General features: G+C 74.0%; 19 protein-coding genes. 11 read left to right on the forward strand and 8 right to left on the reverse strand.

Translation table 11 applies throughout. The features are described 5' to 3' along the window. Positions 1-277: 277 nt before the first annotated feature. From AB0H52_RS00920 to AB0H52_RS00935, 4 genes are read right to left on the reverse strand one after another with little or no spacing between them, the layout of a single operon-like run. A complete protein-coding gene (locus tag AB0H52_RS00920) occupies positions 278-1522 on the reverse strand; it encodes an MFS transporter (protein WP_357944339.1) in 1245 nt (414 codons plus the stop codon). Between the two features lie 40 nt (positions 1523-1562). Next, a complete protein-coding gene (locus AB0H52_RS00925) occupies positions 1563-2144 on the reverse strand; it encodes an isochorismatase family protein (RefSeq protein ID WP_357944342.1) in 582 nt (193 codons plus the stop codon). 34 nt (positions 2145-2178) lie between these two features. Continuing rightward, a complete protein-coding gene (locus AB0H52_RS00930; protein WP_278123958.1) occupies positions 2179-3465 on the reverse strand; it encodes a nicotinate phosphoribosyltransferase in 1287 nt (428 codons plus the stop codon). A gap of 16 nt (positions 3466-3481) precedes the next feature. Then, entirely contained in the window at positions 3482-6160 is a 2679-nt protein-coding gene (locus tag AB0H52_RS00935; RefSeq protein WP_151487549.1) for a LuxR family transcriptional regulator, read from the reverse strand. Positions 6161-6358: 198 nt separating this feature from the next. On the opposite strand from AB0H52_RS00935, the gene AB0H52_RS00940 reads away from it, so the two are divergent. From AB0H52_RS00940 to rdgB, 11 genes are all read left to right on the forward strand, one after another. After that, positions 6359-7909 carry a hypothetical protein gene (locus tag AB0H52_RS00940; RefSeq protein WP_151487548.1) on the forward strand — a complete coding sequence of 517 codons (1551 nt, stop codon included), beginning with the start codon at positions 6359-6361 and terminating at the stop codon, positions 7907-7909. A 148-nt stretch (positions 7910-8057) separates the two neighbouring features. Next, on the forward strand, positions 8058-8348 hold the full coding sequence (clpS, locus tag AB0H52_RS00945; RefSeq protein WP_151487547.1) for an ATP-dependent Clp protease adapter ClpS: 291 nt from the start codon (positions 8058-8060) through the stop codon (positions 8346-8348). A 2-nt stretch (positions 8349-8350) separates the two neighbouring features. Next, positions 8351-8845, forward strand: a complete 495-nt coding sequence (locus AB0H52_RS00950; protein ID WP_192580082.1) for a DUF2017 domain-containing protein — start codon at positions 8351-8353, stop codon at positions 8843-8845. Positions 8846-8897: 52 nt separating this feature from the next. After that, positions 8898-9386 carry a M67 family metallopeptidase gene (locus AB0H52_RS00955; protein ID WP_151487545.1) on the forward strand — a complete coding sequence of 163 codons (489 nt, stop codon included), beginning with the start codon at positions 8898-8900 and terminating at the stop codon, positions 9384-9386. A gap of 66 nt (positions 9387-9452) precedes the next feature. After that, entirely contained in the window at positions 9453-9848 is a 396-nt protein-coding gene (locus AB0H52_RS00960) for a MoaD/ThiS family protein (RefSeq protein WP_357944347.1), read from the forward strand. Between the two features lie 11 nt (positions 9849-9859). Continuing rightward, positions 9860-10825: a cysteine synthase gene (locus tag AB0H52_RS00965; RefSeq protein WP_278123953.1), complete on the forward strand. Its 966-nt coding sequence runs from the start codon at positions 9860-9862 to the stop codon at positions 10823-10825. Positions 10826-11049: 224 nt separating this feature from the next. Further along, complete coding sequence (locus AB0H52_RS00970) at positions 11050-11793, forward strand: MBL fold metallo-hydrolase (RefSeq protein WP_151487543.1); 744 nt, start codon at positions 11050-11052, stop codon at positions 11791-11793. Between the two features lie 110 nt (positions 11794-11903). After that, positions 11904-13049: a glycosyltransferase family 1 protein gene (locus tag AB0H52_RS00975; RefSeq protein ID WP_151487542.1), complete on the forward strand. Its 1146-nt coding sequence runs from the start codon at positions 11904-11906 to the stop codon at positions 13047-13049. Further along, complete coding sequence (locus AB0H52_RS00980) at positions 13046-14215, forward strand: glycosyltransferase (RefSeq protein ID WP_357944352.1); 1170 nt, start codon at positions 13046-13048, stop codon at positions 14213-14215. Before AB0H52_RS00975 ends, AB0H52_RS00980 begins: the two co-directional genes overlap by 4 nt. Before the next feature lie 9 nt (positions 14216-14224). Continuing rightward, positions 14225-14950 (forward strand): ribonuclease PH, encoded by a 726-nt coding sequence (gene rph / locus AB0H52_RS00985; protein ID WP_151487540.1) that lies wholly within the window; start codon positions 14225-14227, stop codon positions 14948-14950. Continuing rightward, the gene (gene rdgB, locus AB0H52_RS00990; protein ID WP_357944356.1) at positions 14947-15564 is read left to right on the forward strand and encodes an RdgB/HAM1 family non-canonical purine NTP pyrophosphatase; all 618 of its coding nucleotides are present in this window, start codon (positions 14947-14949) and stop codon (positions 15562-15564) included. Before rph ends, rdgB begins: the two co-directional genes overlap by 4 nt. 62 nt (positions 15565-15626) lie before the next feature. Here the strand turns inward: rdgB and hutH are convergent, their stop codons facing one another. Genes hutH through AB0H52_RS01010 form a run of 4 tightly spaced genes read right to left on the reverse strand, consistent with a single transcriptional unit; the run spans position 15627 to position 20888 of the window. After that, the gene (hutH, locus tag AB0H52_RS00995; RefSeq protein ID WP_151487538.1) at positions 15627-17165 is read right to left on the reverse strand and encodes a histidine ammonia-lyase; all 1539 of its coding nucleotides are present in this window, start codon (positions 17163-17165) and stop codon (positions 15627-15629) included. After that, positions 17162-18331: an imidazolonepropionase gene (hutI, locus tag AB0H52_RS01000; RefSeq protein ID WP_151487537.1), complete on the reverse strand. Its 1170-nt coding sequence runs from the start codon at positions 18329-18331 to the stop codon at positions 17162-17164. Before hutI ends, hutH begins: the two co-directional genes overlap by 4 nt. Continuing rightward, on the reverse strand, positions 18328-19695 hold the full coding sequence (locus AB0H52_RS01005) for a formimidoylglutamate deiminase (RefSeq protein ID WP_357944360.1): 1368 nt from the start codon (positions 19693-19695) through the stop codon (positions 18328-18330). The genes hutI and AB0H52_RS01005 overlap by 4 nt, the downstream gene beginning before the upstream one ends. Further along, positions 19686-20888: an allantoate amidohydrolase gene (locus AB0H52_RS01010; RefSeq protein WP_357944363.1), complete on the reverse strand. Its 1203-nt coding sequence runs from the start codon at positions 20886-20888 to the stop codon at positions 19686-19688. Before AB0H52_RS01010 ends, AB0H52_RS01005 begins: the two co-directional genes overlap by 10 nt. Between the last annotated feature and the right edge of the window lie 16 nt (positions 20889-20904).

The raw sequence follows: 20904 nt of genomic DNA on the forward strand, positions 1-20904 counted from the left end.
TGCCGCTGCCGCTGCCGCTGCCGCTGCCGCTGCCGCTGCCGCTGCCGCTGCCGCTGCCGCTGCCGCTGCCGCTGCCGCTGCCGCTGCCGCTGCCGCCGCCGTCGCCGTCGCCGCCGCTGCCGCCGCCGTCGACGCCGACGCCGAGGTCGACGACGGTGCCGGTGCCGATCCGCACCTGGGCCGGCACTCCACCGCTGGGGCGGCGCCGCGTCGGTCGGTTCCCTGCGGTCGGGGCGCCAACGGCGTGCCGCATTCCGGTGTGCGGCTTACCGCACCCTCAGCGGGTTGCCGTGGCCAGGTCCGCCTCGACGGGCGCGGGCAGATCGGCGTCGTTGCGGCGGCGACGGAGCTCGATGGGCAGCACCACGAGGGTGACCAGCGCGCCGAGCGCACCGGTCACCACGAAACCCCACAGCGGCGCGCTGGCGTCGATCACCGCGCCGGCGAGTGGAGCGCCGACCGCGATGCCGACGGTGACCGCGGAGCCGTGTAGGCCCATCGCCTCACCGCGTACCTCGGCCGGGACGAGCCGGCTGACGGCGTCGGAGGAGGCCGCGATGGTCGGCGCGCAGAGCGCCCCGGCCGGGAGCAGAGCCAGGCAGAGCAGCCACCAGTGCGCGCCGCCCAGCCCGACCGGGATGGTGCACAGGGCGAGCGCCGCGGTCAGCGCCAGCGGGGAGAACGAGCGGTGCACAGCCCCGTAGGCGAAGCCGCCGACCAGCGACGCGACCGCCCAGATGGCCAGCACCGCGCCGGTCCAGCTGACCTCACCACTGGCCCGCAGTACGGCGACCACCGCGACGTCGGTGCCGCCGAGCACCAGGGTGGCGGCGGTGCTGAGCGCCAGCACGGCGAGCAGCCGGGGCGTCAGCCACTCGCGGCGGGGCACCCGACGCTGCGGCCCGGGGGTCTCGGCAGCCTCCCGGATCGGGGGATTGACCAGCCACAGCGCGATTCCGGCGGCGACGATGCCGCCGCCGACCAGATACATGGTGGTCTGAGCGGAGATCGCGGTGACCAGGGCCACGGCCAGCGCCGGGCCGATCATGAAGGACAGCTCGACCGACATCGAGTCCAACGCGTACGCCGGCCGTCGCTGGTCCTCCGGGACCAGCGCGGCGATCGATTGGCGGACCACCGAGAAGATCGGCAGGGCCAACGAGCCGGCCACGAAGGCGGCCGGCAGCAGCAGGGCGTACGGCAGTGCGGGCGCAGTGGACCAGAACACCGCCTCGGCGATCCCGGTGAGCACCAGGACCGGCCGCAGACCACGCCGGTCCACCAGGCGACCGAGCAGCGGACCACCGATCGCCGCGCCCACCGTGATGGCCGCGCCGACCAGACCCGCCGCGCCGTAGCCGCGGTCGAGGTCGAGCACCACGTGGAAGGTCAGCGTCACCCCGGTCGCGGTGAGCGGGATGCGGGCGAGGACGGCGACCAGCAGCAGCGACCGCAGGCCGGGCAGGGCGAGCGCTGTCCGGTAAGGCTTCATGTTCACGTCGGTCCGTACCTCCGGCGACATCTTCGACCGGCGACGGCCCGATGACCAACGAATTACCGCCTCATGCGGCCCTGATCACAGGATCCCCGTGCATCGTCACCCCCGCGCCCTCCATCGCCGGCAGGGCCACATCGGTGGTCTCCGGGGCGACGGCGGCGGTCAGCTCGAGCAGCACGGTGGTCGCGAAGCCCTCCCGGGCGGCGTCCAGCGCGGTCGCCCGGACGCAGTGGTCGGTCGCGATGCCGACCAGGTCGACCCGGTCCACGTCGTGGCGGCGCAGCCAGTCGGCCAGGCACTCGCCGTCGTCGGCGTGCCCCTCGAACCCGGAGTACGCCGCCGCGTGCTCGCCCTTGTGAAAGATCGCCTCGACCCGGCCCGTGTCCAGGTCGGGGTGGAACTCCGACCCGGTGGTGCCGACCACGCAGTGCCGGGGCCAGGACTCCACGAAGTCCGGCGGATCGCCGAAGTGCGCGCCCGGGTCGACGTGATAGTCCTTGGTGGCGACCACGTGCGCCCACCGGTCCGGCTCGGCGGCGAGCAGACGGGAGATGCCGGCGGCCACCCCGGCGCCGCCCGCGACGGCCAGTGAGCCGCCCTCGCAGAAGTCGTTCTGCACGTCCACGATGATCAGCGCGTTGGCCATCGGGTCTCCCTCTCAGGTCGGGCCGGCGGTCGGCTCAGCTGGCAGGTACGACGGTGACCGGCACGGCCGGGTCGCCGGCGGAGAGCTTCAACCCCTCCCACGGGATGGAGATCAGGCACTCCCGCAGGTGCTCCCGCGACTGGTCGAGGGTCGGCAGGGCCATCGGCTCGCCGTCGACCACGTACGAGCGCTGGAGCATCCGGTCGTTGGGCTGCCGGTCCGGCACGCCCTGCGGAACGATGATCTCGTCGGTGGCGGTGCCGGTCGGCTTGTGCCGGCGGACGGCCACCTTCCGGCCGCCGATGGTCGCCTTGTGTTCGGACCGCTTCACCACGGGCCGGCCGTCGACCTCGACGAGCTTGTAGACCAGCCCGGCTGTCGGTGCCCCGGAGCCGGTGACGACGGCCGTACCGGCGCCGTACATGTCGACCGGTTCGGCGGCCAGCGCGGCGATCGAGTACTCGTCGAGGTCACCCGAGACGATGATCTTGGTCTCGGTGGCTCCCAGCGAGTCCAGCAACTCCCGGGACTGCTGGGCGATGACCGCCAGGTCACCCGAGTCGATGCGGACCGCCCGCAGCTCCGGCCCGGCCACCGCGATCGCGTTGCGGATGCCCTGGCTGATGTCGTACGTGTCGACCAGCAGCGTGGTGTCCTTGCCCAGCGTGGCCACCTGCGACGCGAAGGCGGCCCGCTCGTCGTCGTGCAGCAGCGTGAACGCGTGCGCCGCCGTACCCGCCGTGGGGATGCCGTAGCGCGCGCCCGCGGCGAGGTTGGAGGTGAACCGGAACCCGGCCAGGTACGCGGCCCGCGCCGCGGCCACCGCGGACTCCTCGTGCGCCCGACGCGACCCCATCTCGATCAGCGCCCGACCACGCGCCGCGGTCACCATCCGGGCTGCCGCGGCCGCCACCGCGCTGTCGTGGTTGAGCACCGACAGCGCCAGCGTCTCCAGCACCACGCACTCGGCGAAGCCGCCGGAGACGGTGAGGATCGGCGAGCCGGGGAAGAACAGCTCACCCTCGGCGTACCCGTCGATGTCGCCGGTGAAGCGGTAGTCGGCGAGCCAGGCCGCCGCCGTCTCGTCGACCACCCCGGTCCGGCGCAGGAAGTCGATCTCCGCCTCGTCGAACCGGAAGTCACGGATCAGCTCGATCAGCCGGGCCGTGCCGGCGACCACGCCGTAGCGGCGGCCGGACGGCAGTCGACGGGTGAAGACCTCGAAGACGCAGCGGCGGTCGGCGGTGCCGTCCTTCAGTGCCGCGCTGACCATGGTCAGCTCGTAGTGGTCGGTCAGCAGCGCGGGGCGGAGGGTGCTCACCGGCCCAGCCTAAGGTTCAGCCCGCCGCGCCGCCCTCGTGGCCCGGGATCGACCGCAGCGCCGCCCACAGCTCGGCCCGGCCGGTCACGCCCAACTTGGTGTAGATCCGCTGGAGGTGGTTTTCCACCGTGCGTGCCGAGAGGTAGAGCCGCTCGGCGATGGCCCGGCTGGGTGCGCCGTGCGCGGCGAGGCGGGCCACCTCCCACTCCCGGTCGGTGAGCACCGGCACCCCGGCGTACAGCGCCGGCGTACGGACCAGGTCGCAGCGGCCGAGCAGACCCGCCAGGCGCTCCCGGGCGTCGTTCGCCGCGGTCGAGTGCTGCCGGCGCAGCCGCTGCACGGCCTGGGCGGTGGCCTCGGCGGCGTACACGGTCAACTCGAGTGCGGCGTAGTCGTCGGCGACCGCCAGCAGATCCGTGGCGGAGTCGGTCGCCGCGGCCCGGGCGTGCCGGGCCAGCAGTGGCGGCAGCACCCCGTCGACCCGTTCGGACAACTCGGCGAGCCGCTGCGCGACCGTACGCCGGCCGCCGTCGGAGCAGGTGGGTCCGACCGGCATGCTCGCCTGGTCGAGCCGCACCAGATCGTGCAGGACGTGCACCTCGTGCCCGGAGAAGTCGTCCGCGCGCAGCCGGTCCACCAGGTCGCCGAGGTGCTTGACCGCACCCGGCAGGTCGCCGGACGCGGCGAGCGTCGCGCCGCGGGCCTGCTCCAGCCACGGGTAGAGCACCGCCATGCCCGGCGCGTGGGTGCGGTCCGCCTCGGCCATCGCGGCGGCGGCCTGCGCCGCGTCGCCGCGCAGCGCCGCCGACTGGGCCCGCTCGGCCTGCGCCAGTCCGGCGTAGACCCGGCTGGTGGCCAGCACCGCGCAGGCGCCCAACGACGTCCGCATCGCCGCGTCGCTCTGCCCGCGCAGGCGGGCCGCGTACGCCTGGAGGATGGCCAGGTAGCCGGTGCCGAGCCGGAAGTCGCCGGCGCCCGCGAGGTCGGCGAACTCGTCGGCCACGATCGCGTCGATCCCGGCCAGGTCGCCGGTGAGCATGAGCCGGGTGCCCCGGGCCAGCTCCAGGGCCAGTTGCAGGTACGGCATGTCGGTGCGCCAACTGGCCGCGGCGGAGTGCACCTGGGCGATGGCGGCGCCGCTGCGGGTCAGTTGGCCCTGCGCGGCCTGGACGTACGCGATGGTGGAGCGGGCCAGCTCGCGGGCGGCCACGCCGGCCGCCGGCCGGTCCAGTACCCGCTGGCTGAGGCGTACGGCGGCAGTCGTGTCGAGCCGGTGCAGACGCATGATCGCTTCGAAGGCGTGCACCCGGGCCCGGTCGGCGGAGTCGTTGAGCTGCTTGGCGCGACTCGCGATGTCTTCCACCGTGGATTCCTGGCTCAGCCCCCAGTAGCTGACCATCCCCCGGACCGTCAGCCAGCGGCAGAGCCGCCGGTCGTCGCCCGGCTCCGGCGTCACCGCGTCGAGGACGTCGATGGCCTCCTCCGGACGGTCGGCGAACATCAGGATGGTGGCCAGCAGTTCGGCCGCGTCGGAGCCGCCGTCGGCGTTCAGCGCGGCGCGGGCCAGCCGGGTCGCCAGCGGCACGTCGTAGCGGGTGAACGCCTGCACCGCGGCGTCCACCAGCAGGGCCGGGTTCTGTGCGGTGCCCGAGTCCAGGCGCCAGACGGCCACCCGCAGGAGGTCGTCGCGGCGGCGCTTGCCGACCTGCTCCAGCAGCTCCGCGAGGCGGGCCTGGAGTCGGCGGGTGCGGCTGACCGGGCAGCGCCGCCGCAGCACCTCGCCGTAGAGCGGGTGGGCCAGCCGGACGTTGGTGCGCCGGTCGTGCTGCACCACGGTGATCAGGCCGCGTTCCTCGGCCATCTCCACGTCCGCCTGCTCGGCGGCCTGGTTGAGCAGGTGCAGGCCGAGCGGCTCGCCGAAGGCGACCAGTTCACCGACGGCGCGGACGCCGTCGGTGAGCTGCCCGACCCGGGTGTCGATCAGGTCGGTCAGGTTGGGTGCCAGCTCCAGCCGCCCGGTCCACTTCCAGATCCCGTACGTGCGCTTGAGCTCCTCGCTGCCGTTGGCGGCGTGCACCAGCTCGCGCAGCAGCAGCGGGTTGCCGGCCGAGAGGCGGCCGAGCCGGTCGGCGGAGCCGGCGTCGACCGGACCGCCCAGGATCTCCGCCAGCAGGCCGGCGGTCTCCGCCGGCGGCATCGGGGTCAGCTCGACGTGCTCGACCAGGTCGTCGGTCCACAGTGCACGGATTGGCAGGGGGATCTGCTCGCCGTCGCGCAGGGTGCCGACCACGGTGGCGTTCTCCGCGCGGGCGACCAGGTGCACCAGTGCCGCGGACGGCGGGTCGAGCAGGTGCGCGTCGTCGATGGCGAGGACGATCCGTCGGCCGGCGGCCTGCTGTTGCAGCACGTCCAGGGCCCACCGCAGGATGCCGGCGGGGGAGAGGCCCTGCGGCTGCTCGGCGGGGAGGACCTGCACCAGCCCGCCGAACGGCAGCGCGGCGGTGGTGGCACTCGCCGCGATGGACCAGATCGCGTACCGGTCGGTGGGCAGCGTGGCCACGCCCTCGCGCAGCAGCCGGCTCTTGCCGATGCCGGCGCTGCCGCTGAAGAAGAGCCCGCGCCCACCCTCGCCGGTCACCGCCGCCAACAGCCGGTTGAGTTCGTCGTTACGGCCAACGAACCGCCAGGGACTCATTCGCGCAGCATATCCATCGAGCCCTGTCCGCGCCCGCACCGTCACGCACAGAAGTTGAGTAATCTCGCAACTACCGGTGAGTATCCGAAGTGTTCCGCCCGGTGACCAGGGCACACGTACTCTTCCGGCATCCGGGTACCGTCACCGGAATTTCCACGCGACCGGGTTCCCCGGTCACCTGCCATGGGAGGCCACCCGATGAAGCAGGGCCCTCTCCCCTCGGTCGACTCGTCCGACGACATGACCGGCCACACCGACCTACCCAGCTGCGGCCCCCTGCCCACCCGCATCGGCGTGACCGGCCCCGCTCCCAGTGAGCCGCTCGGTGTGATCGCCGTCGGCCCGGCCGGCGCCGAGCGGCGTACCGTGCTCGCCTCCCTGCTCGGGCTCGACCCGCTGATGCTCACCGTCCCGGCGGGCAGTTGGTTGGTGGTCCGGCACGCCAAGGTGCCGACCCGGGCCGCGTTCGTGCCCGGCTACCGGCAGCCCTACTCGTACGGAGCGGACCGGGACGCCGCCGGCCCGGCGCTGGCCCGCCCGCCCCGACGGGTCGAGTTGAGCGTGTCGGAGCCCCTGTTGCGGCACTTCACGCTGATCGACACACCCGACACGGGTGCGCTCGGTGTCGCCGGCGCCCGGGTGCTGCTGGACGCGGTCGGCCGGGCCGGCGCGCTGCTCTTCGTGATCGCGGCGGACCAGGCGTTCACCGCCGCCGAGCTGAACCTGCTCGCCGAGGTCGCCCCGGCAGCGGTCGAGGTCACCTTCGCGGTCACTCCGGGCTCGGCGGGTTGGGGTCCCGCGGCCGACGGCGCGGCGACGACGGAGGACGCGGGGGCGTCCGTCCCGCCCGCCGGTGGACGGCCGGGCGAGGTGACCCCGGTCGAGGTGACCGTGGCGGCGCACCGGGCGGCGCTGCTGGCCGCCGTGCCGGCGTTGGCCGGCGCGCGCTGGTTCCCGGTCGAGGACGCCAACTCCGCGGCCGACCTGCGCCGGGCGCTGGTGGGCTGGTCGGCGGACGAAGGGTTGCACCGCGCGAGCGCCGATCCGCCGGTGCTGCCCGGCCAGCACGACCGGGTGGCTGTCGTGGCCGACCCGGGAGACTGGTCCGAGCGGCTCGACCGGCAGACCCGCTCCTGCTCGCAGCGGATCCGTCAGCACCTCGCACTGGAGTTGGCCAACATCCACCTGCGGGCGGTTCAGGAGATCGTCTTCGGGGTCGGCTGCGCCGGCCTGCCCGATCTCCTGGACCGGGAGATGGCCGCGCTGTCGCTGTTGGCCACCGCGCAGTGCGACCACGCGGTGCGGGGCATCGTGGCGGACGCGACGGCCCGGGTGCTCGGCGCGCCACCGGCCGAGGGCGTACGCCGCCGGATCGCCACCGCCATCCAGTACGGCCTCGCCGATCACCGCAACGGCCGCGATCTGGACCGGGTGCTCCTGATCACCAGCACGGCCGGGGTTGCCAACCTGACCGGCACGGACGCGATCGACGCGCTCGCCAGCTATCCGACGGCGTCCCGCGACGAGGTGCTCCCGCCGGTCGCGGTGGCGCTCTCCGGTGGCTGCTGGCAGCAGTGGCGTACGCCCGGCAACGACGACCACAACGCCGCGCGGGCCTGGTCGCAGCGGGCGTTGCGGGAGGTCGAGCTGGGGTTGTCCCGGGAGGTGTCCCGGCGGTTCGAGGTGATCCGCCTCTCGCTGGGCGCGGTGCTCTCCGATGCAGTCGACCACGGCATCCTGCTCGCCTGACGGCGTGGTCGCCTCCCTCTCCGGGCCCGCATCGCCCCTCGCGTCGGACGACGTCCGGGGCGGCTCGGGCGCGGCCGGAGTGGGCGATCCTCGCTCGCCCGGCGTTCCGGTTCCTCGGTTCCGGGAAACCGGTGGCACGATGGGGGGCATGGCGGCTCCACAGGTTGCACCGGTCGAGACGCCGGACACTGACGACGTGCCGGCGGCCGACCGGCAATGGGTGACGATCGTGTGGGACGACCCGGTCAACCTGATGACGTACGTGACCTGGGTCTTCCAGAAGCTCTTCGGCTACAGCCGGGAGAGGGCCGAGCAGCTCATGCTGGACGTGCACCACAAGGGCCGGGCCGTGGTCTCCACGGGTGCCCGGGAGCGGATGGAGCACGACGCGTCGCAGCTGCACGCGTACGGCCTGTGGGCGACGGTGGATCGCTCGTGAGCATGTTCCGTCGCCAGGCCGGCCGTTACGTCGCCACCTTCGCCGTCGACGAGGTGCGGGTGCTGCGCAAGGTGGCCAACGAGGTGGTCGGCCTGTTGACCGATGGCTTCGACCACACCGATCCGGTGGTCGGTCGGCTCTTTCCCGCCGTCTACCCGAAGGACGCGGCCGACTCCGCCGAGTTCCGCCGCTACACCGAGGGTGACCTGAAGACTGCCAAGATCGATCAGGCGGGTGCGATCCTGGCCGCGCTGCCCGACGACGCCGGTGGCGAGGTGCGGCTGGACGCGGAGGCGGCCGAGGCGTGGCTGCGGGCGTTGAACGACGCCCGGCTCGCGATGGGTGTCCGGCTGGAGATCAAGGACGGCACGGACCTCGGCGAGGAGTTGGACGACGCGGTCACCGAGGATCCGGGTTCCAGTCGGGTGTTCCAGCTGTCGGTCTACGCGTACCTCGGTTATCTGCAGGAGTCGCTGCTCAACGCCTTGATCGACTAGGCGTGACCGGCACCACTTCAGGCGCTGTCCGGCAGGCGTTAGGCTGGTGTACGTGCTGAGCATCGACCGGTCGATCATCGACGCGATCGTCGCCCACGCGCGCCGGGACCACCCCGACGAGGCGTGCGGCGTCGTCGCCGGTGCCGTCGGCAGCGACACCCCGACCCGGCACATCCCGATGGACAATGCCGCGCGGTCGATGACCTTCTACGAGTTCGACTCGATGGAGCAGTTGCGCGTCTGGCGGGACATGGACGACCGCGACGAGGAACCCGTGGTCATCTACCACTCGCACACCGCCACTGAGGCGTACCCGTCGCGGACCGACGTCTCCTTCGCCGGCGAGCCGGGCGCGCACTACCTGCTCGTCTCGACCCGCGAGCCGGACTCGGAGGAGATCCGGTCGTTCCGGATCGTCGACGGGGTGGTGACCGAGGAGCCGGTCCGGATCGTGGAGGCCGGCGTCGACCCGCACGCCGTCCAGTCGTACATGTTCGGGCAGAGCCCGGCGACGGTCGACTACGAGTGTTCCGGTCGCTGACCCGTCAGCGTCCGCACCCGTTTCGTCCCGTCACCGTAGGCACATCCGAGCGAGGAGCACGACATCATGGCCATTGAGGTTCGCATCCCCACCATCCTGCGCAGCTACACCGGCGGCGCCAAGGTCGTCGACGGCGCCGGCGACACCCTGGGCGACCTGCTCGTCGACCTGGACTCCCGGCACGCCGGGCTGCGTGGCCGGCTGGTCACCGAGGCCGGCGCGCTGCACCGCTTCGTCAACGTGTACGTCAACGACGAGGACGTCCGCTTCCTCGGCGCCCTGGACGCCAAGCTCTCCGACGGTGACAGTGTCACCATCCTGCCGGCGGTGGCCGGCGGCGCGTTCGGCTTCGCGGCGGCAGCCGCGATCAGCCAGCACAGCGCGGCGGCAGCCGCGACCAGCTCGCACGGCGCGGCGGCAGCCGCGGTCAGCCAGCGCAGCGCCGCAGCTGCGGCCCGCTGAGGGCGGCCGCCATGGCGCGGTACGACAGCCTGCTCGACGCGTGCGGCGGCACGCCGCTGGTCGGTCTGCCCCGGCTCTCGCCGACGGTGCCCGACGGCGCTCCACCGGTGCGGCTGTGGGCCAAGTTGGAGGATCGGAACCCGACCGGCAGCATCAAGGACCGGGCCGCGCTGTTCATGGTCCGCGCCGCCGAGGAGGCCGGTCGGCTCCGCACGGGTGACACCATCCTCGAGCCGACCAGCGGCAACACCGGCATCTCGCTGGCCATGGTGGCGAAGCTGCGCGGCTACCGGCTGGTCTGTGTGATGCCGGAGAACGTCTCGACCGAGCGGGTTCAGCTGCTCCGGATGTACGGTGCCGAGATCATTTTCTCGCCGGCGGCCGGGGGTTCCAACCAGGCTGTCGCCACCGCCAAGCAGATCTCCGCCGAGCATCCGGACTGGGTGATGCTCTACCAGTACGGCAACGAGGCCAACGCCCGGGCGCACTACGAGACGACCGGGCCGGAGCTGCTGCACGACCTGCCCACCATCACGCACTTCGTGGCCGGGCTGGGCACCACGGGCACCCTGATGGGCACCGGCCGTTACCTGCGGGAGAAGGTCGACGGCATCCAGGTCGTGGCCGCCGAGCCGCGCTACGGCGAGGTGGTCTACGGGCTGCGCAACATCGACGAGGGGTACGTGCCGGAGCTGTACGACGCGTCGGTGCTCTCCCGGCGTTTCTCGGTGGGCACCCGGGACGCGGTGCTGCGCACCCGGCAGCTCGTCGAGGTGGAGGGCATCTTCGCCGGGTTCTCCACCGGCGCGATCCTGCATGCCGCGCTCGCGGTGGCGCACGAGGCGGTCCGCGACGGCCGTCGCGCCGACGTGGCGTTCGTGGTCTGCGACGGCGGCTGGAAGTACCTGTCCACCGGCGCGTACGGCGGCACCCTCGCGGACGCCGAGGACGCCCTGGAGGGGCAGCTCTGGGCGTGACCGGAATGGTCGTTGGGTACGGGCCGTCGATGCGCGCGTCGACGGCCCGTAGGCTGCCCGGCGCGCCGTGAGCGGGTGTCACGTTCGTGACAACTTCCAGTGGATGATTCTTGCCGCCAGGCACCCGGGCGTAGGCTGCGCAGCGTGGCGTACGCGTCGGTAGAGATCACGGCTGGAACGATGGCCGACTCGGATGCTACTGACAGTGATGGCGAGACAACCCGATGCGACTGACCGTCCTGGGTTGCGCCGGCAGTTTTCCCGGCCCGGAGTCCCCGTGCTCGGCCTACCTCGTCGAGGCCGACGGCTTCCGGCTCCTGGTCGACTTCGGTTCGGGGTCGATGTCCAGCCTCCAGCGGTACGCGGGGCTGCACGCCCCGGACGCGATCCTGCTGACCCACCTGCACTGTGATCACATCCTCGACGCCGTGACGTACGTGGTGGTCCGCCGGTACGCCCCGCAAGGCCCCTATCCGGCGCTGCCGGTGTACGCGCCCTCCGGCGCACCGGACCGGCTCAGTGCCGCGTACCACGACGACGGCACCATCGACGACGTGTACCAGTTCTACGCGCTCGAGCCGGGCACCTTTCCGATCGGCCCGTTCACGGTCACCGTCGACCGGGTCAACCATCCCGTCGAGACGTACGGGGTGCGCCTGGAGCACAACGGCCGGTCGCTGTGCTACTCGTCGGACACCGCGCCCTGCGACGCGTTGCTGCGGCTGGCCCAGAACGCCGACGTCTTCCTGTGCGAGGCGAGCTTCCTCGACGGGGTGGACAATCCGCCGGATCTGCACCTGACGGGCCGGGAGGCCGGCGAGACGGCGACGAAGGCGATGGTGGGCCGGCTCCTGCTCACCCACCTGGTGGCCGCGTGGGGCAGTGAGGCGCACACGCTGGAGTCGGCCGCCGCCGCGTACACCGGCCCGCTCGAGGTGGTCCGGGCCGGCGCGAGCTACGACATCTGACCCGGGCGCGTCCCGGTCCGTCGTGCGGCCGGCGGTGTTGTGCCGAACTGTTCGCCGGCCGGTCAGCGGACCGTCGTCTGCCGCACCCATGGCACCCGCACGGTGTGGGCATGCGGATCGCCATCGTGACCGAGTCGTTCCCGCCGGATGTGAACGGCGTCGCGCACTCCGTGGTGCGTACGGCGGAGCATCTGCTCGCCCGGGGCCACGAGCCGGTCGTCATCGCACCCTCCCCGCCTGGGGCCGGACGGCAGGACATCGAGCGGATGCCGTACCCGGTGGTGCGCATCCCCAGCGTGCCGTTGCCGCGTTACCAGGGCTTCCGGCTGGGCGTGCCGACCACCACCCGGTTGTCCGGGGCGCTGCTGTCGGCCGCACCGGACGTCGTCCACCTGGCCAGCCCGTTCATCCTCGGTGCGCGGGCGGCCACGCTGGCCAGCCGGCACGGGCTGCCCACCGTGGCGGTGTACCAGACCGACGTCGCCGCGTACGCCCGGGCGTACCGGGTGAGCTGGGGTGAGGCGGCGGCGTGGCGACGGATCCGGGAGATCCACAATTCGGCGCACCGGACCCTCGCCCCGTCCACCCGGGCCGCCGCCGACCTGATCGCCAACGGGGTGCAGCGGATCTGGTTGTGGGGTCGGGGTGTGGACGCCGTCCGGTTCGATCCGGCGAAACGCTGCGCGGCGCTGCGGCAACGGCTGGCGCCCGGCGGTGAGCTGCTGGTCGGCTACGTCGGCCGGCTCGCTCCGGAGAAGCGGGTGGACCTGCTGGCGGCGACATCCCGGCTGCCGGGCGTGCGGGTGGTGGTGGCCGGTGACGGCCCGGCCCGCCGCCAGTTGGCCCGGACGCTGCCCGGGGTGAGCTTTCTGGGCGTGCAGCACGGCGAGGACCTGGCCCGGCTCTACGCCAGCCTGGACGTGTTCGTGCACACCGGGCCGCACGAGACGTTCGGCCAGACCCTCCAGGAGGCGCTGGCCTCCGGGGTGCCGGTGGTGGCGCCGGCCAGCGGCGGTCCGCTCGACCTGGTCGACGAGGGCGTCACCGGGCTGCTGGTGCCGCCGAACGACGGCGACGCGCTGGCCGCGGCGGTGGCCGACCTGGCCGGCGACGCCGGCCGGCGGCGGGCGTACGGCCTGGCCGCCCGGGCCGCGGTCAGCCGGCGCAGCTGGGCCGCCGTCGGCGACGAGCTGATCGGGCACTACCACGCGGTACGGGCCTCGACCGCCACCGTCGGCCTGCCGGCCGCCTCATGACCGGCACGGCCCGCGGACTGCGGATCGTGCGGCTCGCCAACTTCGTGACCGCCCGCTCCGGTGGTCTGCGCACGGCGTTGCGCCACCTCGGCGAGGGGTACCGGGCCGCCGGGCACGATCCGGTGCTGGTGGTGCCCGGCGAACGGGCCGCCGACGAGTCGTACCCGTGGGGGCGGGTGGTCACCTTGCCCGGTCCGGAACTGCCGGGCAGCGGCGGTTACCGGCTGTTGGCCGGCCGCCGCCGGTTGACCCGCCTGCTCGCCGAGCTGGCCCCGGACCGGCTGGAGGTCTCGGACCGGTCGTCGCTGCGCTGGACGGGACGGTGGGCGCGGGAGCACGGGGTGCCGTCGGTGATGGTGTCGCACGAGTCGCTGACCGGGCTGCTCGGCCAGTGGGGCGTTCCGGACGCGCTGCGCCGGGCGACCGCCGACCGGCTCAACCGGGCGACCAGCCATGCGTACGACCGGATCGTCTGCACGACCCGGTGGGCGGCCGAGGAGTTCGACCGGATCGGCGCCGGCAACGTGGACCTGGTGCCGCTCGGGGTGGACCTGGACACGTTCCACCCGGACCGGGCCGAGCCACGGCTGCGTGAACGCTACGCCGACACCACGGAGCTGCTGCTGGTGCACTGTGCCCGGCTGTCCCCGGAGAAGCGGCCGGAGCTGGCCGTGCAGGCCCTCGCCGAGCTGCGGCGCGCGGGCGTACCGGCGGTCCTGGTGATGGCCGGGGACGGCCCACTGCGCGCCGCGCTGGCCCGGCAGGCCGCCGGGCTGCCGGTCACGTTCACCGGCTTCCTGCCCGACCGCGCGGCGGTGGCCGCGCTGCTGGCGAGCGCCGACGTCGTGCTCGCCCCCGGCCCGGTGGAGACCTTCGGCCTGGCCGGGCTGGAGGCGTTGGCCTGCGGCACCCCGGTCGTGGTCAACGCGGCCAGCGCCCTGCCCGAGGTGGTCGGCGCCGCCGGGGTCGCCGCGTACGGCTCGGGGGCGGCGATGGCCGAGGCGGTGAGCCGCCTGGCGGCCCGGCCGCAGGCGCAGCGGCGGCGGGCCGCCCGGGCGCGGGCCGAGGAGTTCGGCTGGCCGGCGGCGGTCGCCGGGTTCCTCCGCGTGCACGACGCGGACGCTGGTCGGGACACCCGGGCGGAGGTGGATCACCGCACCGCATAGGGTGCAGGCATGGCGCGACCTGACGGGCGAGGGCCCTCTCAACTTCGACCGGTGACCCTGACGCGGGGCTGGAGCACCCACCCGGAGGGCTCGGTGCTCGTCGAGTTCGGCGGCACCCGGGTGCTCTGCACGGCGAGCGTCACCGAGGGGGTGCCCCGCTGGCGCAAGGGCTCCGGGCTCGGCTGGGTGACCGCCGAGTACGCGATGCTGCCCCGGGCCACCAACACCCGCTCCGATCGGGAGAGCGTCAAGGGCCGGGTCGGTGGCCGTACCCACGAGATCTCCCGCCTGATCGGCCGCAGCCTGCGGGCCGGCATCGACCTCAAGGCGCTCGGCGAGAACTCGGTGGTGCTCGACTGCGACGTGCTCCAGGCCGACGGCGGCACCCGCACGGCAGCGATCACCGGCGGGTACGTCGCGCTGCACGACGCGGTGGGCTGGCTGGCCGCCCGCAAGGCCCTCGCCGGCAAGCCGGAGAAGGTCATGCACCGGTCGGTGGCGGCGGTCAGCGTCGGCATCATCGCCGGCGAGGCCCGCCTCGACCTCTGCTACGAGGAGGACGTCGCCGCCGAGGTCGACATGAACGTGGTGTGCACCGGCGCGGGTGACTTCGTCGAGGTGCAGGGCACCGGTGAGGCGGGCGTGTTCGCCCGCGACCAGCTCGACAGCCTGCTCGACCTGGCCGTGGCCGGGTGCGCCGAGTTGGCCGAAGCCCAGCGGAAGGCTCTCTCGTGAACAAGGTCCTGCTGGCCACTCGCAACCGCAAGAAGTTGGTCGAACTCCAGCGGATCCTGGACGCCGCGCCCGGCGCGCACCGGATCGCCCTGCTCGGGCTGGACGACGTCGAGCAGTACGCGGAACTGCCGGAGACCGGCCTGACCTTCGGCGAGAACGCGCTGATCAAAGCGCGGGAGGGCTGCCGGCAGAGCGGGCTGCCCACCATCGCCGACGACTCCGGTCTCGCGGTGGACGCGCTCAACGGCATGCCCGGCGTGTTCAGCGCCCGCTGGTCCGGCAAGCACGGCGACGACCAGGCCAACCTCCAACTGGTGCTGGACCAGATCGCCGACGTGCCGGACGAGCAGCGGGCGGCCTCGTTCGTCTGCACGGTCGCTCTCGTGCTGCCCGGCGGCAAGGAACACCTCGTCGACGGCCGGCAGTCCGGGCGGGTGCTGCGCGCCCCGCGCGGTGACGGTGGGTTCGGCTACGACCCGATCTTCCTGGGCGACGGGCAGGACCGGACCAACGCCGAGCTGACCCCGGCCGAGAAGGACGCGATCAGCCACCGGGGCAAGGCGCTGCGCGAGCTGGCGAAGCTGGTCGCCAATGTGCTGCCGCCGGCCGCCTGACGGGCGTGCGGTGCTGCCGCCCGCCGCCTGACCCGCGGCGGGCGACAGCGATCGAGCGGAGGTCAGCCCAGCGGGCCGACCTCCCGTTCGATGGCGGCGCGCAGCTCCGGGCCGGCGAGCACCGCGCGGGCCGCCTCCATGACGGGCGCGAGGAACACGTCCGGGCCGGGCTCGCCGGCCGCGCCACCCAACGCGGCGACCGCGGCCCGACCGGCCGGCGACGGCACCAGCGGGGCACGCAGCTGGAGCCCGCGTACGCCGGCCAGCAGCTCCACCGCGAGCAGGCTGGTCAGATTGTCCAGTACGGTCCGCAGCTTCTTCGCCGCGGCCCAGCCCATCGAGACGTGGTCCTCCTGCATGCCGCTGGTGGGCAGCGAGTCCACCGACGCGGGGGCGGCCAGCCGCCGGTTCTCCGCGACGATCCCGGCGGCCGTGTACTGGGCGATCATCAGCCCGGAGTTCACCCCGGCGTCGGGGGAGAGGAACGCGGGCAGTTCCCGGGAACGGGTCACGTCGAGCAGCCGGTCCACCCGCCGCTCGGCGATCGCGCCGACCTCGGCGGCGGCGATGGCGAGGAAGTCAGCGGCGAAGCCGAGCGGCGCGCCGTGGAAGTTGCCGGTCGACTCGACCCGGCCGTCGGGCAGCACCACCGGGTTGTCCACCACCGAGACCAGCTCCCGGGCCGCGACCGTGCGGACGAAGTCGAGGGTGTCCCGGGCCGCGCCGGCCACCTGCGGGGCACAGCGCATCGAGTACGCGTCCTGCACGGCGTGCGCCAGGTCGTCGCGGTGCGAGTCCATCACGCGGGAGTCCTGCAACAGCCGGTGGATGTTCGCCGCCGAGGCCGCCTGCCCGGGGTGCGGCCGGATCGCGTGCAGCTCGGGCAGGAACGGCCGCTCCGAGCCGAGCATCGCCTCGATGGCGAGCGCGGCGGTCACGTCGGCCATCGCGAACAGGTGCTCCGCGTCGTGGATGGCCAGCAGCAGCATCCCGAGCATGCCGTCGGTGCCGTTGATCAGCGCCAGCCCCTCCTTGGCCGCCAGCTCGATCGGCTTGAGCCCGGCGGCGGCCAGCACGTCAGCCGCGTCGCGTCGCTCACCGGCCGGGCCGAGCCCCCAGCCCTCGCCGAGCAGCACCAGCGCGCAGTGCGCCAGCGGCGCCAGGTCACCGGAGGCACCCAGCGAGCCGTGCTCCGGCACCCACGGGGTGATGTCGTGGTTGAGCAGGTCGACCAGCGCCTCGGCGACGAGCGGGCGGACCCCGGAGCGGCCCAGCGCGAGGGACCGGACGCGCAGCAGCATCATGGCCCGGACGACCTCGCGGGGCATGGGCGCGCCGACCCCGGCGGCGTGCGAGCGGATCAGCGCGTGTTGCAGCTCGGCCCGCCGCTCCGGGGCGACGAAGGTGTTGGCCAGCGCCCCGAATCCGGTCGACACGCCGTACACGGGCCGCCCGGCGGCCTCGATGCCGTCCACGATGGCGCGGCTGGTCGCCATCGCCTCCCGGGTGGCCGGAGCGAGGAGCACCGTGGCGGTGCCGCGCGCCACCGCGAGCACGTCGTCGGCGGAGATTCCGGTGGGCTGGATGGTCACGGTCGTCATTGCGGAGCTCCGTTGCGTATTACCTGGCGGATCAGGGGGACACCGGGCCGGTAGGCCAGGTGCAGGTACGACGGCGCGTCCAGGACGACCAGGTCGGCCCGCGCGCCGGGGGTGAGGACACCGATGTCGTCGCGGCGCAGCGCCCGCGCGCCGCCGGCGGTCGCGGCCCAGACCGCCTCCGCCGGGGTCATCCGCATCTCGCGGACCGCGAGGGCCACGCAGAACGGCATCGACGAGGTGTACGACGAGCCGGGGTTGCAGTCGGTGGCAAGGGCCACGGTGACGCCGGCGTCGAGCAGCCGACGCGCGTCCGGGTAGGGCGAGCGGGTGGAGAACTCGGCGCCGGGCAGCAGGGTCGCGACGGTGGTGGTGTGCGCGCCCGCGAGCGCGTCCACGTCCGCGTCGGACAGGTGGGTGCAGTGGTCGACGCTCGCCGCGCCCAGTTCCACACCGAGCTGGACGCCCGCGCCGGGACCGAGCTGGTTGGCGTGCAGTCGGACGCCCAGCCCGGCAGCCTGCCCGCAGGCCAGGATCGCGCGGGCGTGGTCGACGTCGAAGGCGCCCCGCTCGCAGAACACGTCGATCCACGTCGCGTACGGCGCGGCGGCGGCCAGCATCGGGCCGCAGACCAGCCCGACGTAGTCGTCGGGGCGGTCGGCGTACTCGCTCGGCACCACGTGCGCGCCCAGGAACGTGGTCTCGGTGCTGGTCTCGGCGGCGATCCGCAGTGAGCGGGCCTCGTCGGCGACGGTCAGGCCGTACCCACTCTTGATCTCCATGGTCGTGGTGCCCTGGCGCAGCGCCTCCCCGCGCAGCCGGCGCACGGTGGCCCGCAGCTCGTCGTCGGTGGCGGCCCGGGTCGCGCCGACCGTGGTGCGGATGCCGCCGCCGGTGTAGGGCTGCCCGGCCATTCGCGCGGCGAACTCGGCGGCCCGGTCACCGGCGAAGACCAGGTGAGCGTGGCTGTCCACGAAGCCGGGCAGCACGGCGGCCCCGCCGGCGTCGATCCGCCGGTCCGCGGCCGGCGCGTACGCGGCCGCACCGACCCAGGCCACCCGGCCGTCCTCGACCAGTACGGCCGCGTCCCGGCGGATGCCCAGCGGATCCTCGCCGGGGCCGTTGGTGACCAGCTCCCCGATGTTGTCCACCAGCAGGCTGCCGCTCACGAGGGCGTCACCGCCTCGATGGCCGCCGCCAGCTCGGCCGGCACGTCGACGCTCAGGTGCCGGCCCTCGGCCACCACCATCCGGCCGTCCACCACGACCTGCTCGACGTCCGCGGCGGAGGCCGCGAAGAACGCGCCGACCGGTGGCACCCCGGCGGTACGGGCGCTGTCCAGCCGTACCGTCACCAGGTCGGCGCGGGCACCGACGGCGATCCGCCCGGCGTCGGCCCACCCCAGCGCGGCGTGCCCGGTGGCGGTTGCCGCGGTCAGCAGGTCGACCGGGGTGAAGTGGCCGCGGCGGCGGGTGCGCAGCCGCTCGTCCAACTCCACCGCCCGGGCCTCCTCGAACAGGTCGATCACCGCGTGACTGTCGCTGCCCAGGCTCAGCCGGATCCCCGCGTCGGCCATCCGGCGGGCCGGCCCGATTCCGTCGGCGAGGTCCCGTTCGGTGGTCGGGCAGAGGCACACCCCGGTCCGGCTGTCGGCGAGCAGCGTCACGTCGCCGCTGGTCGGGTGCGTGGCGTGTACGGCTGTGGTGTCCGGACCGAGCACGCCGTGCTCGGCCAGCAGCGCGGTGGGCGTGCGGCCGTGCACGGCCCGGCACTCGTCGTTCTCGGCGGGCTGTTCGGAGAGGTGCACGTGCAGGGGCGCCTGCCGGTCGCGGGCCCAGTCGGCGACCGTGCCGAGCTGGTCGGCGGGCACCGCGCGTACCGAGTGCACGGCCGCGCCGACCCGCACGTGGGCGTCGGTCGGCTGCAACGCCGACACCCGTTGCGCCCACCGGGCCGCGTCGCCGTCGCCGAAGCGCCGCTGCGGTCCGGCGAGGGGCCGGCCGTCCACTCCGGCGCTCAGGTAGCAGGCGTCGAGCAGGGTGAGCCGGATCCCGGCGTGCGCAGCGGCCTCCACCAGCGCGGCGCCCATCGCGTTCGGGTCGTCGTACGCGCCGCCGTCGGGTCGACGGTGCAGGTAGTGGAACTCGCCGACGCAGGTGATGCCCACGAGCGCCATCTCGGCGTAGACGGCGCGCGCCAGGGCCAGGTAGGTGTCCGGGTCCAGCCGGTCCGCGACGGCGTACATCCGGTCCCGCCAGCTGAAGAAGTCACCCCGACCGCCGTGGGTACGCCCGCGCAGCGCCCGGTGGAAGGCGTGCGAGTGCACATTGGACAGGCCGGGCAGGGTGAGGCCGGGCAGCGGCACGGCGTCGGCGTACACGTCCACGCCGGCGCTCGGCCGCCCGGGGGCCGCCAACGCGGTCACACCGGTGATCCGTCCCCCGTCGGTCTCGATCAGTACGTCCGGGGTCGGTTGGGCGAGATCGGGCAACCAGGCGTACTCGGCCAGCCAGCGGGTCGGCGTCACCGGCATGTCAGCTCCTCCAGCACCCGGGCCAACGCGCGTACCCCGGCCGCGCAGTCGGCGTCGCGCGCCGCCTCGGCGGGGGAGTGCGACACCCCGGTCGGGTTGCGCACGAAGAGCATGGCCGTGGGCAGGTGCGCGGCGAGCACCCCGGCGTCGTGTCCCGCACCGGTGGGCAGCACCGGCGCGTCGAGCAACGTGGCCAACCGCTTGGCCAGCCCGCCGTCGAAGGCGACCAGCGGGGTCACCGACTCCTCGGTGACCGTCACCTCCGTACCGTCGCGGCGGGCCCGCTCGGCCAGCTTGCCGCGCACGGCGTCGACCAGCCCGCTCAGCGTCTCCGGGTCGGCCGCGCGGGCGTCCAGCCAGCCGGTCACCTTCGACGGAATGGCGTTGGTGGCGTTGGGTTCGACGGAGACCCGGCCCACCGTGGCGTGCGCGCCGCGCAGCCGGGCCTCCTTGTTGGCCGCCAGCACCGTGAACGCGTAGGTGAGCATCGGGTCGCGGCGATCGGCCATCCGGGTGGTGCCCGCGTGGTTGCCCTCGCCCACGACGTCGAAGCGCCAGCGGCCGTGCGGCCAGATCGCGCTGGCCACCCCGACCGGCGCGTCCGCGTCGACCAGTGCGCGGCCCTGCTCGACGTGCAGCTCCACGAACGCGCCGAACCGGCCCAGCAGGTCCGGACGGGCACCCGCCGGCGGCCCGCCCAACGCCTCGGCGAAGCTCACCCCGGCCGCGTCGCGCAGCCCGGCCGCGCGGTCGGCCGCCAGCGCGCCGGTGAGCAGCCGCGACCCCAGGCAGGGTACGCCGAAGCGCGCCCCCTCCTCCTCCACGAACGCGGCCAGCACCAGCGGCCGGTCCGGGGCCACACCGGCGGCACGCAACTCGTCCACGGCCAGGAACGCGCTCACGATGCCGAGCGGCCCGTCGTACGCCCCGCCGTGCGGCACCGAGTCGAAGTGACTGCCGGTCAGCACCGCGTCGGAGCCCTCGGGCTCACCCCAGTGGGCGAAGAGGTTGCCGTTGCCGTCCTCGGTGACCGGCAGGCCCCGCCGCTGCGCCTGCGACCGGAACCAGGCCCGCAGCTCCCGCTCGGGCTCGGTCAGCGCGTAGCGCAGATAACCACCGCTGCCGGCGTCCCGCCCGACCGGCGCGATCTCGTCCCACAGCGCCCGGAAACGGCTCGCCAGGTCGCCGCTCACGCGGCACCTCCTATGT

The sequence above is a fragment of the Micromonospora sp. NPDC050695 genome, assembly GCF_040654415.1.
Lineage (GTDB): Bacteria > Actinomycetota > Actinomycetes > Mycobacteriales > Micromonosporaceae > Micromonospora.